Genomic DNA, 13,728 nt, shown 5'->3' on the forward strand with positions numbered 1-13,728 from the left:
CGTCCTCGGGCCAGGGGTGGCCGAGGCGCGGCGCGGAGTACAGGGCGGGGGTACGGCAGGGGCGGGAACCGGCCACCCCCTCCCCACCGTCTGTGTCGACGCTGCCGGGGTGCCGTAGTGCCCGGGGTGCCGGGACGGCAAGCAGCCTGCCGGGTGCAGCGAGCAGCCTGCCCGGGCGAGAGGCCCAGGTCGGACATGGTGCAGGAAGAGGGGCGGGGGACGACATGGCTCTGGCGACGGTCCGGCCACGGGCGCGACGGGTGGCGGCGCGGGCCGGCGGACGGCGGCGGGCGCACCGGCAGGCGCTGCTGGTGGTCCTGATGCTGCTGGCCGTCCAGCTGGTGTCGCTGGCGCGCCCGGCGTACGCCTGTGGGTGCGGGGCGATGGTGCACGACCCGAAGACCACCATGGCCGTGGGCCGGGAGACCTCGGTCGTGCGCTGGGACGGCAGGACCGAGCAGATCGTGATGAGCCTGCAGGTGAACGGCACCGCCCCCGACGCCGCGTGGATCATGCCCGTACCGCACCGGGCCACGGTGAAACTGGGGGATCCGGCGCTCTTCGACCGGCTCGCCACGCTGACCGAACCGGCCGTCGCGCAGCGCCACTACTTCTGGCCGCACGGTGGCGACTGGCCCTTCGGGCACAACGGGGACGCCGCCGAGGCCCCGCCGCCGTCGGCGGGCAGCCCCGGCGTCGGGGTCGTCGGCCGCGAGCGGCTGGGCCCGTTCGATGTCGCCCGGCTGACCGCCACCGACCCCGGCGCACTGCGCACCTGGCTGAAAACCCATGGTTTCCGCCTCCCCGCCCCCCTGGCGAGCGCCCTCCGCCCCTACGTCTCCCAACACTGGGAGTACGTCGCGATCCGCCTGGCCCCCGCCGAACGGGACCGCACGCTCTCCGGCACCCTCGATCCCCTGCGGCTGACCTTCGCCAGCGCCCGGCTCATCTACCCGATGCGGCTCTCCGCCCTGGCCACGACCCCACAATCCCTGGGCCTCTACGTCCTCGCAGCGCACCGGATGGAGCCGCGCAGCACGATCGGCGGCTCCCGCCCCGAGGTCTTCTTCGCCGGCCGCATCCACCCCGAGGGACCCCTGCGGGACCTCGCCGGCAGCCACCCGGCCTTCCTCACCGCGATCGACCAGAGCTTCCCGCAACCGCACCGCATCACCGGCGACCACGAACTGCTCCGTACCGCCCACGACACCCCGTTCCGGCGGGTCCGATACGAGTACGCGCTGCTGAAGGTGGCCGGCGTCCCGGCCTGGATCGTGACGGTCGCCGGGGCCCTGCTGCTCCTCCAGGCAGCAGCGGCAGCCCTGGCCCTGTCGGTCGCCGCCCGCAGGCGCCGCCGCATGCCCCCCGCCACCGGGTGAGCGCACCGAGCAGCCGCCCGACCGCCCCTTACGCCGCCTTGTCCGCCCCGTACGGCACGATGGGGCCATGAGCATCGTGAAGATCAACGTCCTGACCGTCCCCACCGAACAGCGCGAGGTCCTGGAGAAGCGCTTCGCCTCCCGCGCGGGCACGGTGGACTCCTCGGACGGCTTCGAGTGGTTCGAGCTGCTGCGCCCGGTGGAGGGCACCGACAACTACCTGGTGTACACGCGGTGGCGTGACGAGGAGTCATTCCAGGCGTGGATGGAAGGGCCCATGAAGGCAGCGCACCAGGGCGGCGGCGACCAGGCCGGCGGCGAGCGGCCGAAGCCCGCTGCCAGCGGCTCCACCCTGTGGTCCTTCGAGGTCGTTCAGCAGGCGGCTCCGAAGAAGGCGTGACCGAACTGACCGCCGCTTCCGACCTGACCGTCACCAACCCGACCGCCGGGGTGGGGCGGGCGGCAACCGGTGAAGTGACGCGAATGAAGTGACGTGAACGGACGACCAGGACCTCTTGGCAGCACCGCGGTGTCGAAAGCCCGCTGCGCCAAGAGGTCCTGTCATGCATGTCCCGTCGTCATGATCCGGTGGCCGCACCGATGATGAGGAGGACCAAGAAGATCGCGTACCCGACGCAGCCGATGATGCCGGTCACCAGCCCCGCTATGGCCAGGCCGTCGCCCTTTTGCCGGGTGCGCTGTATCTCGCTGCGCGCTCTCGTGGCCAGGACGATCGCAAGCGGCCCCGTGACGATGCCTATGAAAGGTATGACCAGGGACGCGATTCCGGTAACCATGGAAGCCACAGCTTTACCGCTCGTCGGCTGTGGTTGGTATTGCGGATACGGAGCAAACTGCCCCGGCGGGTACTGCTGCGGATACTGCTGCTGAGTAGGTCGGTTCCGAGGATCCTGGGGCTGCTCGGTGCTCATGGCGCTCTTTCCTACTTCCGTGAGGCCTTTTCCGCCCTTCCCCCCTGCCGAAAACAGATAGGTATGCGCTCTTACGACCGTCTCTCGGGGATACCGGTCGTGCAACTTGATCGCATGACCGGTCTTCGCAACCGGTCGTCCCACCCTCAACCGGTCCGGTCCGCAATTCCGTTGCGGCCGGTCCGGTCCCGCCCGCAACAATGACGCCATGAGCGACGCCGCCACCCTCCGGACTCCCACTCCCACTCCCCCTTCCACTTCCTCTCCCTGGACCATCTCCCCCGAGCCGGTCGATTCGCCGGACGCGCGGGCGCTGCTGCGGGAGTACTACACCGAAGTGGCGGACCGGTACTTCACGCTGCACGAGGACCGTCTCTCGACACCGCAGGAGATCGACGAGGGGGTGGCGGAGTACCCGGCGGCAGACCTCGCGCCGCCGCACGGCGTGCTGTTGGTGGCCCGCCACGGCGGTGAGACGGCGGGCTGCGCCGGCGTACGGCTCCTGGACGCGGGCACGGCCGAGCTCAAGCAGATGTTCGTGCGGCCCGGCGCGCGCGGCCTGGGCGGCGGTGGCGAGCTGCTCATGGCCGCCGAGGCGGCCGCGGCCCGGCTGGGTGCGGAGCGGATCCGGCTGGACACCCGCCTGGACCTGACGGAGGCCATCGCGCTCTACCGGCGGCACGGTTTCGTCGAGATCGCTCCGTACCACGACGACATCTACGCGGAGATCTTCTTCGAGAAGCGCCTCGACAGCGGCGAGGACAGCCACGGCGGCCACAACAGCAACACCCGCCACAGCAGCGACACCAGCGCCAGCAGCGACAGCAACGGCGCCTCGCCCGGGGGTCGTCACTCCGCCTAGCGGCTCACCGCGCGCGGTCCGGTGGCCGGGGCGGCCGGGGGGAGGCGGCGGGGCGCGGCACCGGCCGCCGGGCCTGGCCCACGTACGGCTCCTCCGCGTCCGAGCCGCACAGCTCCGCCGTCAACTCCCGTACCAGCTCGGTGAGGTCGGTGGGCCGGTCCTTGGTCCACCAGTCCCCCAGCATCTCCGCCAGCGACTCCTGGCGGGCCGCCGACAGCCGCTCCGTGACCTCCCGCCCCCGATCGGTCAGCAGCATCAACAGCCCGTCGCGGGTGGCCAGTCCGCGTTCCTCGACCTGGCGGACGCTCTCGGCGAGCACGCCGAGCGGGACGGTGGTGCGTTCGGCCAGCAGCCCCGGTTCGACCGATCCGTAGCGGTGGATGCGCAGGAGCAGCCAGCTGGCGGCCGGTTTGAGGTCGAGGCCGGCCCGCTCGGTGATCTTCTCGTAGATGTGCTTGCGCCCTTCCATGCTGCCGAGTTTGGACAGCGCACGGGCGCACTCGTCGCGGGACGACCGCTCGACGGGGTTGGACGACAGCACCTCGGTGGTGTCCGGGGCGGTCACGCTGCTGCGCAGCGGCTCCTCCTTGAGGAACCAGGCCAGCACGAACGCCACGAAGACGACCGGCACGGCGTAGAGGAAGACATCGGTGATCGAGTTCGCGTAGGCGTGCAGCACACCGGCCGCCTGCCGGGCCGGCAGCCGGGCGACGGTGCGCGGGTCCTGGGCGATCTTCGCCGGGTCGACGCCGGGCGGCAGTTGCTGTCCGGCCAGTGCGGCCGCGATCCGCGGTCCGAGCTTGTTGGCGAAGACCGTGCCGAAAAGGGAGACGCCGAACGAGGCACCGATGGAGCGGAAGAACGTCGCGCCGGACGTGGCGACGCCGAGGTCCTGATAGGCGACGGCGTTCTGCACGATGAGCACCAGCACCTGCATGACCAGGCCGAGTCCGAAGCCGAAGACGAAGAAGTAGCCGCTCATCTCGGCGACGCCGCTGGACGGGTCGAGCCGGTGCAGGAGCAGCAGTCCGAGCATCACCACGGCGGTGCCGGCGATCGGGAAGACCTTGTAGTGGCCGGTGCGGCTGACGATCTGGCCGGACGCGGTGGACGAGAGCAGCATGCCGAACACCATCGGCAGCATGTGCACACCGGACAGCGTCGGTGACACACCCTGGACGATCTGCAGGAACGTCGGCAGGTACGTCATCGATCCGAACATCGCGAAGCCGATGACGAAGCCGATGACGGCGGTGAGCGAGAACGTGCGCAGCCGGAACAGGCGCAGCGGAATGACGGGTTCGGCGGCCCGGCGCTCGATGAGGACGAAGGCCCCCAGGAGGACGACGCCCAGTGCGCCGAAGCCGATGATCTGCCAGGAGAACCACGGGTAGCTGACGCCGCCGAGCGAGGTCATCAGGACGAAGCAGGCGGCGACCGCGGCGATGGTGACGGTGCCGAGGTAGTCGATCCGGTGCGGGGTGCGGTCGCTCGGGATGTGCAGGACGGCGGCGATCACGGCGAGCGCGACGATGCCGATGGGGACGTTGATGTAGAACACCCAGCGCCAGCTGAGGTGGTCCACGAACAGCCCGCCGAGCAGCGGTCCGAGGACGCTCGTGGCGCCGAAGACCGCGCCGAACAGCCCTTGGTACTTACCGCGTTCGCGGGGCGGCACGATGTCGCCGACGATCGCCATCGACAGCACGATCAGACCGCCGCCGCCCAGTCCCTGGACGGCCCGGAACGCGATCAGCTCGCCCATGTTCTGCGCGATGCCGCACAGCACCGAGCCGATCAGGAAGATCACGATGGCGGCCTGGAACAGCTTCTTGCGTCCGTATTGGTCACCGAGCTTGCCCCAGAGGGGCGTCGCTGCCGTCGAGGCCAGCAGGTAGGCGGTGACCACCCAGGAGAGGTGGTCGAGGCCGCCGAGTTCGCTGACGATCGTGGGCAGCGCGGTGGCGACGATGGTCTGGTCGAGCGCCGCGATGAGCAGGCCGAGCAGCAGCGCGCCGATCGCGACGAGAACCGTCCGCTGCGACCGGCGCTCTCCCGGGACGGCAGGAGCGCTGGTGTCCGGCGCCATGTGCGTCTCCTTCGTTGCGGGTACGGCGGTTCGGGTCCGGGTGCCCGCCTTCCGGGCTTCCAGACGTCTTCCGTCGCGTTCCATGGTGGGCGGTTCCGGGCGATATGGCCCGCCGAGCGGTGATCGGCATCCGTCGTCGGCCGGCGGACACCTCGGGTATGCCGGCCGGATGTCCGCGAGCACCTGCGCGGGCGCGGCAGCGTCTGGATAATCGCTGCCTGTTCGGGCCTCCAGGGAGGAGCGCACTCGTGACGGCATTACGGACCTGCCCGCACTGCTTGGCCCCCGTACGGAGCAACGGCCGGCCCACGTGCCTGTGTGCGGCGGCCGATGCGGACGACTTCGATCCGCTGCGCGTACGGCCGTACGTGTCCTTGCCGGAGGAGGCACCGCCCGACGGGACGCGAACCATCCACGGGCCGACCGGCTCCCCGCCGGGGACCGGCTACGGGAGGGACTCCGAGTACGGTGCGGGGCCGCCGGACCGGGGAGCGGCGGACGCATGGGAGGACTTACCCGGGGTCGACGCCGCCGTGCACATAGCGAACGACCCGCCGTCCCTCCCCGCCGCCTCCGCCTCGGAGCCCTTGGTGCCCCGAGCCCGCCGCCCGGCCGGACCGACCTCGCGGACGTACCGCTCCGCCCCCGAGGCTCCGCCCCCGCCCGATCCCCCGTCCCTCGCGCTTCCGCCGGCTGCCCGCCCGCGCCACCGCCGGCGCGCACTGCCCGCCGCACTGGTCGCGGCCGGCGCGGCGGTGGCCGCCACCGCCGTCCTGATCAGCACCGATGCGCTGTCGGGCGGCAAACAGGACCGCGCCGCCCCACCCGACCACGGCACCGTCGCCCCCACCGCCGCCTCCCCCACCGGCGGGGCCCCTTCCGCCACCCGGAACGACACCCCCGCTCCCCCGTCCCCCCACCGCTCGCCCTCCTCCGGCGCCACCGGCATCGGCACGCCCGAGGCCACCGTGAAGCTCTCCCGTACGGCCGCGCCGCCGTCCCCGCCCGCGCCCACCAGGGCCTCCGGCAGCGTCACCGACTCCCCCCGTGGCGACGACCCGAGCGCCGCTCCCACCGGGCCGATCGTGCTGCGCGAGGGTTCCAGCGGCCCGGAGGTGACCGAGCTCCAGGGGCGGCTGCGTCAGCTCGCCCTCTACCCGGGTACCGGGGACGGCCGGTACGACGCGGACGTACGGGACGCCGTCTCGCGCTACCAGCGGGCCTACCGCGTCACCGGCGATCCGGACGGCGTCTACGGCCCCCGAACCCGGCAATCACTGGAGGCCCGCACCCGGAAGCCGTAGGGAGCCGGGCGGTCGGCCGGGCCGGGCCGGGCACCCCCGGTTGTCGCACCGCTCCGCATTTTGTATCGTGAGAAAACAAAGTGGTTCCGCCCGCACTCCCTGACCGGCGGGCGGAGCCGCTTGTCCTCCCTGCGCCCGTACGGTTCCGCGCCGCCCGAGCGCACGTAGTGCCCAGGAGCTCCCGCCGATGACGGCCACCACCACGCTCACCGCCCGCGCCCTGCTGCTCGACATGGACAGCACGCTCGTGAACTCCGAGGCCGTCGTGGAGCGCTGCTGGCGCCGCTGGGCGGCCGAGCAGGGGCTGGGCGCGGACGAGGTCCTCGCGGTCGTCCACGGCCGCCAGGGATGGGCCACGATGGCCGCACTGCTCCCGGACCGCCCGATGGAACTCAACCTGGCGGACAACCGCCGGATGCTGGCGCAGGAGACCGCCGACATGGACGGCGTGGTGCCGGTCCCCGGCGCGCCCGCCTTCCTGGCCGCCCTCGCGGACCTGCCGCACGCCCTGGTGACCTCCGCCGACGTCCCGCTCTCGGACGCGCGGATGGCGGCGGCCGGGCTGCCGATGCCCGCCGTGCGGATCACCGCGGAGAGCGTGAGCGCCAGCAAGCCGGATCCGGAAGGCTTCCTCAAGGGCGCCGCCGAACTGGGCTTCGCCCCCGAGGACTGCCTGGTCTTCGAGGACTCCGAGGCGGGCATAGAGGCGGGCCGCGCGGCCGGCATGCGGGTGATCGGCGTCGGCGACCGCGCCGCGGCGTACGCCCCCACCGCCCACGTCCGCGACCTCACCCACCTCCGCGTCGAGGCGCTTCCGGACGGGCGCATCGCGGTCCACGTCGAGGGCTGAGGCCCCCGCCTCCGGCCGAGGGCTTTGGCTCGCTCGGCCACGCCCCCCACCCCGGCCCGCAGGCCTCAGGCCGCCAGTGCCTCGTAAAGGCTGAACGCCGCCAGCAGGGCCATCACGCCCGCCGCGATCTTCGTGATGAGCCTGAGCGGGACGTGCTTCATGAGCGTGCGGCCGCCCAGGATGCCGAGCCCGGCCACCGCCCACAGACCCAGCACCGCGCCCACGCCGACCGACAGCGGGTCGTCGTAACGGGCCGCGAGGTTGGCGGTCATGATCTGGGTGAGATCACCGAACTCGGCCACCAGGATCATCATGAAGCCCGCCCCGGAGACCTTCCAGAAGCTCTGGTCGGCGGGCGTGGCCACGTCCTCCTCGTCGTCGTCCTTCTTGAAGAGCAGTACCGCCGCGCCCACCAGGAAGAGCACCCCGACCACGCCCTGGACGACGCGGTGCGGGAGCAGGGTGAGCACGCTGCCCGCCGCGATCGCGAGCGCGACGTGCAGCAGGAAGGCGGCGGCGACCCCCGCGAAGACGTACGAGGCGCGGTAACGGGTGCCGAGCATCAGTCCGGCGAGGGCGGTCTTGTCGGGCAGTTCGGCGAGGAAGATGACGCCGAAGACGACGGCGGCGACGGTCAGGCTGAACACGGGGTGGAATACCTCGATCGGTTGGGCCGCACCAAAAGGGGCCCGGGAAAGGGGTCGCTTCGGCACGGCAGCGTCGGACACTGCGGCCGAAGGTCTCGCTGGCGCGCTGCGTACCGCCTCGCGGCATTCGCATCGCGCTCCGGGCGCCGGCCCCCCACGAGGGAGGGCAGTATGTCGACGGTCCGGCGGAGAGCTACTCCCCTTCTGCTGTCCTCAAGGGTACGCGGTGCAGCAGTCCGCGCGCGACCAGCTCCAGCACCACCGCACAGGCCGCCGCCTGCACCGCCAGCAGGGCGACGAGCACGAACAGCTGCACCGCGCCCGCCTGTACGGGCGAGGCGCCGCCCAGCAGCATGCCGACGAACGCCCCGGGAAGTGTGACCAGCCCCACGGTGCGGGTCTGGTCGAGCCCCGGCAGCAGCGCGTCCGACGCGGCCGGGCGGGCGACCTCCATCCGCGCGTCGCGGTCCAGCAGCCCCAGCGCGAGCCCCGCCTCGAACTCGCCGCGCCGGGTCTCCAGCTCGTCCAGCGCCCGCCGCCCGCCCAATACGGTCGCGGTCAGCGCGCCGCCGATGAGGATGCCGGTGACGGGGATGAGGCTGAGGCCCCGCGGCGGCACCAGACCGGTCGCCAGCAGCAGCCCGACGACCGGGACCACCCCGGTGGCGATCGGCACGGCGGCCCACCACCAGGTGCGGTTCTGGGTGATCCGGCGGCCCGCGGTCCGTACCGCGACCGCAAACATCAGCACCAGGAAGCACAGCAGCCACGGAAGTGCGCGCACCACCCAGCCGATGAGGTAGGAGACCGCGGCGAGTTGCGCGGCCGCCCGTAGTCCGGCGACCGCGATGGCCCGGCCATGGCCGAGATGCGACAGGCCGGCGACGGCCACGGCGGCGACCAGGAGGACGGCGAGGACGACCCCGAGGGTGGTATTGACCGGCAGCAGCACGCGCTCACTGTAGGGCGGGCGGGAGCGGACGCGGGCACCTCGGCCGACGCCGACACCTCAGCGGGCCAACCGAAGCGCCGTCGCGCACACCGACCGGAGCGCCGGCGTCCACGCCAACCGGAGTGCAGTCACGCACTTATGGCGGTTCATCAGCTCTTGATCTGTCGTGAGCATGTCGTCACTCTGTTACCTGGTGCCCACCCCATGGCAACCCCACCTCACCACCATGGGCCCGCACCGCAGTCAACTTCCCCCCACTCCAAGGGAGTTCCGATGGCAAAGACCGTGTCGAAGGTCTACGCGCGTCGAGTGTCCATCGCCGCGGGTTCGGCCGTGGCGCTGTTCGGCACGCTGGTGCTGAGCGGACAGTCCGCCCAGGCCGCGCCGCCCAGCCCGCCGAGCGCGGCCACCGCCCGTACGTACCTCGCCCAGATCAAGCAGCAGCCCGAGGGGCCGCAGGACGGCTACAGCCGCGCCAAGTTCCCGCACTGGATCGACCAGGGCAAGAGCTGCAACACCCGTGAGGTGGTGCTCAAGCGCGACGGCAAGAACGTGCACCAGGACGGCAGCTGTGCGGCCGTGAGCGGCACCTGGGTCTCGCCCTACGACGGTGCGACCTGGACCAAGGCGTCCGACGTCGACATCGACCACGTCGTCCCGCTGTCGGAAGCCTGGAAGTCGGGCGCCGCGAAGTGGACCACCGCCCGCCGCCAGGCACTCGCCAACGACCTGACGCACTCCCAGCTGATCGCGGTCACCGACAACGTCAATCAGGAGAAGGGCGACAAGGACCCGGCGAAGTGGCTGCCGCCGAAGACGTCGTACCGCTGCCAGTACGCCCGGATGTGGGTCTGGGTGAAGCACGAGTACGGCATGACCGCGGACTCCGCGGAGAAGGCCGCCCTGAAGAAGATCCTGGACCGCTGCTGAGGCCCCTGGGACGACCCTGGACGGCCGTCACCGCCCGCCGACCCGACACCCGGTCGGCGGGCGCTTCCGGTGGGCGTTCCCGGCGAACCGGGGCGACCTGCCCGGCCATCGGTCACCGTCCTGTGGAACCGGTGTGATTCTCGGCGCACCCGGGTGCCGCGGCGGCGCTGCGGGCGGTGATGATGGGGCGCACCTCGTCGCCCGCACTCTCGGGCGGCCGCGCCCGCGCGCCGGCCGTCCACCGCCCCAGGGAGAGGCCCCTCTTGGCCGCCGACCACATCCCCGACCGCCGCCCCCGCCCCGTCGCCGCCCTCGCCGTCGTCGGTGCGGGGCCGCGCGGGACGAGCGTGCTGGAGCGGATCTGCGCCTCGGCCGCCGAACTGGCCCCGGGCGCCCGGCTGACCGTTCACCTCGTCGATCCCGCCCCGCCCGGCGCCGGCCAGGTATGGCGCACCGCCCAGCCGCCCGAGCTCCTGATGAACACCGTCGCGTCCCAGGTCACGCTCTTCACCGACGACAGCGTCGAGTGCGCCGGCCCGATACGCACCGGTCCGAGCCTGTACCACTGGGAGGGGTGCGAGCTCGGACCGGACGACTATCCGGGGCGCGCGCTGTACGGGCGCTATCTGGAGTGGGTCTTCCGCCGTACGGTGCGCACCGCCCCGGAAGGGGTGACCGTCGACGTCCACCGGGCCCGCGCGGTACGGCTGACCGAGGCCCCCGACGGATCACAGTCGCTCACCCTGGACGACGGCCGGACCCTGCACGGCCTGGGCGCCGTGATCCTCGCCCAGGGCCATCTGCCCACCCGCGCCGGGCCCGAGGAGCAGCGGCTGGCCGCGTACGCCGCCGGACACGGCCTGCGCTACCTGCCGCCCGCCAACCCGGCCGACCTCTCCGCCGACCTGGAGGCGCTGGCCCCCGGCCGCCCGGTGATCCTGCGCGGCCTCGGCCTCAACTTCTTCGACCACATGGCGCTGCTGACGACGGCCCGCGGCGGCCGGTTCGTCGCCGGCGCGGACGGCCGGCTGCGGTATCTGCCGTCCGGACGCGAGCCGCGGCTGTACGCCGGGTCCCGGCGCGGCATTCCGTACCACGCGCGCGGTGACAACGCGAAGGGCGCGCACGGCCGCCATCTGCCGCTGCTCCTGACGCCGGACGTGATCGCCGCCTTCCGCAAGCGCGCGGACTCCGGCGATCTGCCGGACTTCCTGACGGAGGTCTGGCCCCTGGTGGCGAAGGAAGTGGAGACCGTCTACTACGAGGCGCTGCTGGCCCGGCGCGAGGCGACGGCCCCGCGCCGGGCCACGCGTTCCGACGACCCCCAGGGCTCCGGCGACTCCGCCCCCTCCCGGGACCACGCTGAGGACCCCGCCCCCGCCCGGTACCGCTTCCGTGAGCGCTTCCTCGGTACCGCACACCGCGGCGCCGAAGAGGCCGCCGTATTGGACGAGTTCGGCATCGCGCCCGCCGACCGCTGGGACTGGCACCGGATTTCCCGGCCGCACACGGAGCACGGTTTCGCCGACCGCGCCGCCTTCCGGAAATGGCTGCTGGACCATCTTCGGGAGGACATCGCGCACGCCCGCCAGAACAACGTCTCCGGGCCCGTCAAGGCGGCCCTCGACGTCCTGCGGGACCTGCGCAACGAACTGCGGCAGATCGTCGACCACGGCGGACTGGCCGGCGCCTCCCGCCGCGATCACCTGGACCGCTGGTACACCCCGCTCAACGCCTTCCTGTCCATCGGGCCGCCGCGCCGCCGGACAGCGGAGATGGCGGCCCTCATCGAGGCAGGCGTGCTGGAGGTGGTCGGCCCCGGGATGGCGGTCCGAACGGGCGCCGCGGACGGCAACGGCCCCGGTTTCACGGCCGCTTCCCCGGACGTACCCGGGTCGGAGGTGACGGCGACGGCGCTGATCGAGGCCCGGCTGCCGGAGCCCGACCTGCGGCGCACCGGGGACGCGCTGCTGTCCCGGCTGCTGGCCGACGGCGGTTGCCGGCCGCACACCGTGGACGGCTACGAGACCGGCGGTCTGGACGTGACGCCGAGCCCGTACCACCTCGTCGGGGCGGACGGGCGGCCCCATCCGCGGCGGTTCGCGGTCGGGGTGCCGACGGAGGGCGTGCACTGGGTGACCGCCGCGGGGGCCCGCCCGGGGGTGGGTTCGGTGACGCTGGCCGATACGGACGCGGTGGCCCGGGCCGCGCTGAGGGCCACGCTGACCGGCCGGGAGACGGCTGGTGCGGACCGAAGATCACGTTTGACCAAAGGTTGAACTTGCAAGTATAGGTTAGGTACCCCTAACCTATGCTCCGCGGTTCCCATCGTCCCCAGAAACCGTAGGAGCTCCCCACATGTCAGCACCGCTGAACTCGTTCACCCAGAGAGCGACGCCGCACGCGCTCGCACTCTTCCGCGTCGTCGTCGGCCTGCTCTTCGCCTGCCACGGCGCCTCCTCGCTATTCGGCGTCCTGGGCGGCGCGATGGGCCAGGGCGGCACCGTCCCCACCGGCGCCTGGCCCGGCTGGTACGCCGCCGTGATCCAGCTGGCCGGCGGCATCCTGGTGCTGTTCGGCCTGGGCACCCGCGCCGCGGCGCTGATCAGCTCCGGTTCGATGGCGTACGCGTACTTCTCCGTCCACCAGGGCAGCGCGCTGTGGCCGATCCAGAACGGCGGTGAGGCGTCGGCGATGTTCTGCTGGGCCTTCCTGCTGATCTTCTTCACCGGCCCCGGCGCCTGGGCGCTCGACCGCGTCTTCTTCGGCGACCGCGACCAGGAGCCGGCCCCGGCCGCCCAGGGGGAGCCCTCCGCCATCTGACGCCCCCGGGGCAACAGCTGCGCCTGCTTTCACGGCCCGTACGGCACCTTCGCCGTACGGGCCGCGGCGTATGCGGGCGTACGGGCCGTGGCGTATGTATGCGTACGAGCCACGGCCTTTGCGCGCCCCGCGGGCGGGGCCGGACATCCCGGCCGAAACGGCCAGGCGTACGCTGTATGGCCGTAAAGCCGCCCCTGCCGCACCGAGCGACGTCGCGGCGGGGTTCGGACCGGGAGAAGGACGTTGTTGGAAAGCCTGGGGTCCCTCAGCGGCACCCCTTGGTTGTATGTGATCGTCAGTCTTTCGATCCTGCTCGATGTGTTCGTCCCGATCCTGCCGAGTGGCGTCCTGGTGATCGCCGCGGCCACTACGGCCGCCGGCACCGCGGCCACGGGCACCACGGCCGCGAGGACCACCACCGCCGGCGACGCGGTCGAGATGGCCTCGTCCGTCCACGGGGGCACCCACCTCACCGAGGTCATCTCCCTGGTGGTCTGCGCGGCCACCGCGTCGGTACTGGGCGACATGGTCGCCTACCGGCTCGCCTGGCGCGGCGGCGACCGCTTCGACCGGGCCATCAGCCGCTCCCGGCGCCTCACCGCCGCGCAGGAACGCCTCGGCGCGGCGCTGACCCGCGGCGGTGGCGGCCTCGTCGTACTGGCCCGCTTCGCCCCGGCCGGACGGTCCGTGGTCAGCCTCGGTGCCGGCGTCGCGCACCGTACGGTCCGCGAGTTCCTCCCCTGGTCCGCACTGGCCGGCCTGGCCTGGGCGGCGTACAGCGTGAGCCTCGGCTACTTCGGCGGCCACTGGCTCGGCACGTCCTGGATGAGCACCGCACTCTCGGTCGTCGCCCTCTTCGCCGCCGGATCGGCCGCCGCCTATCTGGTGCGCCGCCCGCAACGCCGGACCGCCCACTGAGGTGAGGACGAGGGGCGGGCGGCAAGGGCGAAGCCCCGGGCC

13 protein-coding genes are annotated in these 13,728 nt (G+C 72.6%); 9 read left to right on the forward strand and 4 right to left on the reverse strand.

Annotated features, from left to right (window positions below):
* The first annotated feature begins 320 nt into the window (after positions 1 to 320).
* Complete coding sequence (locus AB0E02_RS05580) at positions 321 to 1,379, forward strand: DUF2330 domain-containing protein (RefSeq protein ID WP_362136792.1); 1,059 nt, start codon at positions 321 to 323, stop codon at positions 1,377 to 1,379.
* Positions 1,380 to 1,446: 67 nt separating this feature from the next.
* Positions 1,447 to 1,779 (forward strand): antibiotic biosynthesis monooxygenase, encoded by a 333-nt coding sequence (locus AB0E02_RS05585; protein ID WP_201808001.1) that lies wholly within the window; start codon positions 1,447 to 1,449, stop codon positions 1,777 to 1,779.
* A 178-nt stretch (positions 1,780 to 1,957) separates the two neighbouring features.
* On the opposite strand, the gene AB0E02_RS05590 is transcribed toward AB0E02_RS05585, so the two are convergent.
* The gene (locus AB0E02_RS05590) at positions 1,958 to 2,311 is read right to left on the reverse strand and encodes a DUF4190 domain-containing protein (protein WP_362136304.1); all 354 of its coding nucleotides are present in this window, start codon (positions 2,309 to 2,311) and stop codon (positions 1,958 to 1,960) included.
* A gap of 208 nt (positions 2,312 to 2,519) precedes the next feature.
* Here AB0E02_RS05590 and AB0E02_RS05595 point away from each other — a divergent pair, with 208 nt between their 5' ends.
* Positions 2,520 to 3,173, forward strand: coding sequence for a GNAT family N-acetyltransferase (locus AB0E02_RS05595; protein ID WP_362136306.1), 654 nt, complete (start codon positions 2,520 to 2,522; stop codon positions 3,171 to 3,173).
* A gap of 4 nt (positions 3,174 to 3,177) precedes the next feature.
* On the opposite strand, the gene AB0E02_RS05600 is transcribed toward AB0E02_RS05595, so the two are convergent.
* Positions 3,178 to 5,262 carry an MFS transporter gene (locus tag AB0E02_RS05600; RefSeq protein WP_362136308.1) on the reverse strand — a complete coding sequence of 695 codons (2,085 nt, stop codon included), beginning with the start codon at positions 5,260 to 5,262 and terminating at the stop codon, positions 3,178 to 3,180.
* A gap of 248 nt (positions 5,263 to 5,510) precedes the next feature.
* On the opposite strand from AB0E02_RS05600, the gene AB0E02_RS05605 reads away from it, so the two are divergent.
* Positions 5,511 to 6,566 (forward strand): peptidoglycan-binding domain-containing protein, encoded by a 1,056-nt coding sequence (locus tag AB0E02_RS05605; RefSeq protein WP_362136310.1) that lies wholly within the window; start codon positions 5,511 to 5,513, stop codon positions 6,564 to 6,566.
* A 187-nt stretch (positions 6,567 to 6,753) separates the two neighbouring features.
* The gene (locus AB0E02_RS05610; protein ID WP_362136312.1) at positions 6,754 to 7,416 is read left to right on the forward strand and encodes an HAD-IA family hydrolase; all 663 of its coding nucleotides are present in this window, start codon (positions 6,754 to 6,756) and stop codon (positions 7,414 to 7,416) included.
* Between the two features lie 65 nt (positions 7,417 to 7,481).
* Here AB0E02_RS05610 and AB0E02_RS05615 read toward each other — a convergent pair whose 3' ends face one another.
* Together AB0E02_RS05615 and AB0E02_RS05620 are read right to left on the reverse strand one after the other, a co-directional pair.
* Entirely contained in the window at positions 7,482 to 8,063 is a 582-nt protein-coding gene (locus AB0E02_RS05615) for a TMEM165/GDT1 family protein (protein ID WP_362136314.1), read from the reverse strand.
* Positions 8,064 to 8,256: 193 nt separating this feature from the next.
* Entirely contained in the window at positions 8,257 to 9,015 is a 759-nt protein-coding gene (locus AB0E02_RS05620) for an ABC transporter permease (RefSeq protein ID WP_362136316.1), read from the reverse strand.
* 285 nt (positions 9,016 to 9,300) lie between these two features.
* Here AB0E02_RS05620 and AB0E02_RS05625 point away from each other — a divergent pair, with 285 nt between their 5' ends.
* The 4 genes from AB0E02_RS05625 to AB0E02_RS05640 all read left to right on the forward strand — a co-directional run bounded on the left by AB0E02_RS05625 (position 9,301) and on the right by AB0E02_RS05640 (position 13,686).
* Positions 9,301 to 9,945 (forward strand): HNH endonuclease family protein, encoded by a 645-nt coding sequence (locus AB0E02_RS05625; protein ID WP_362136794.1) that lies wholly within the window; start codon positions 9,301 to 9,303, stop codon positions 9,943 to 9,945.
* Positions 9,946 to 10,208: 263 nt separating this feature from the next.
* Positions 10,209 to 12,224 (forward strand): FAD/NAD(P)-binding protein, encoded by a 2,016-nt coding sequence (locus AB0E02_RS05630; protein ID WP_362136318.1) that lies wholly within the window; start codon positions 10,209 to 10,211, stop codon positions 12,222 to 12,224.
* Positions 12,225 to 12,303: 79 nt separating this feature from the next.
* Positions 12,304 to 12,768, forward strand: a complete 465-nt coding sequence (locus tag AB0E02_RS05635; RefSeq protein WP_362136320.1) for a DoxX family protein — start codon at positions 12,304 to 12,306, stop codon at positions 12,766 to 12,768.
* A gap of 243 nt (positions 12,769 to 13,011) precedes the next feature.
* The gene (locus AB0E02_RS05640; RefSeq protein ID WP_362136322.1) at positions 13,012 to 13,686 is read left to right on the forward strand and encodes a VTT domain-containing protein; all 675 of its coding nucleotides are present in this window, start codon (positions 13,012 to 13,014) and stop codon (positions 13,684 to 13,686) included.
* Positions 13,687 to 13,728: the final 42 nt, after the last annotated feature.

Origin of the sequence: Streptomyces sp. NPDC048196, from assembly GCF_040652715.1 — a bacterium.
GTDB classification, from domain to species: domain Bacteria; phylum Actinomycetota; class Actinomycetes; order Streptomycetales; family Streptomycetaceae; genus Streptomyces; species Streptomyces siderophoricus.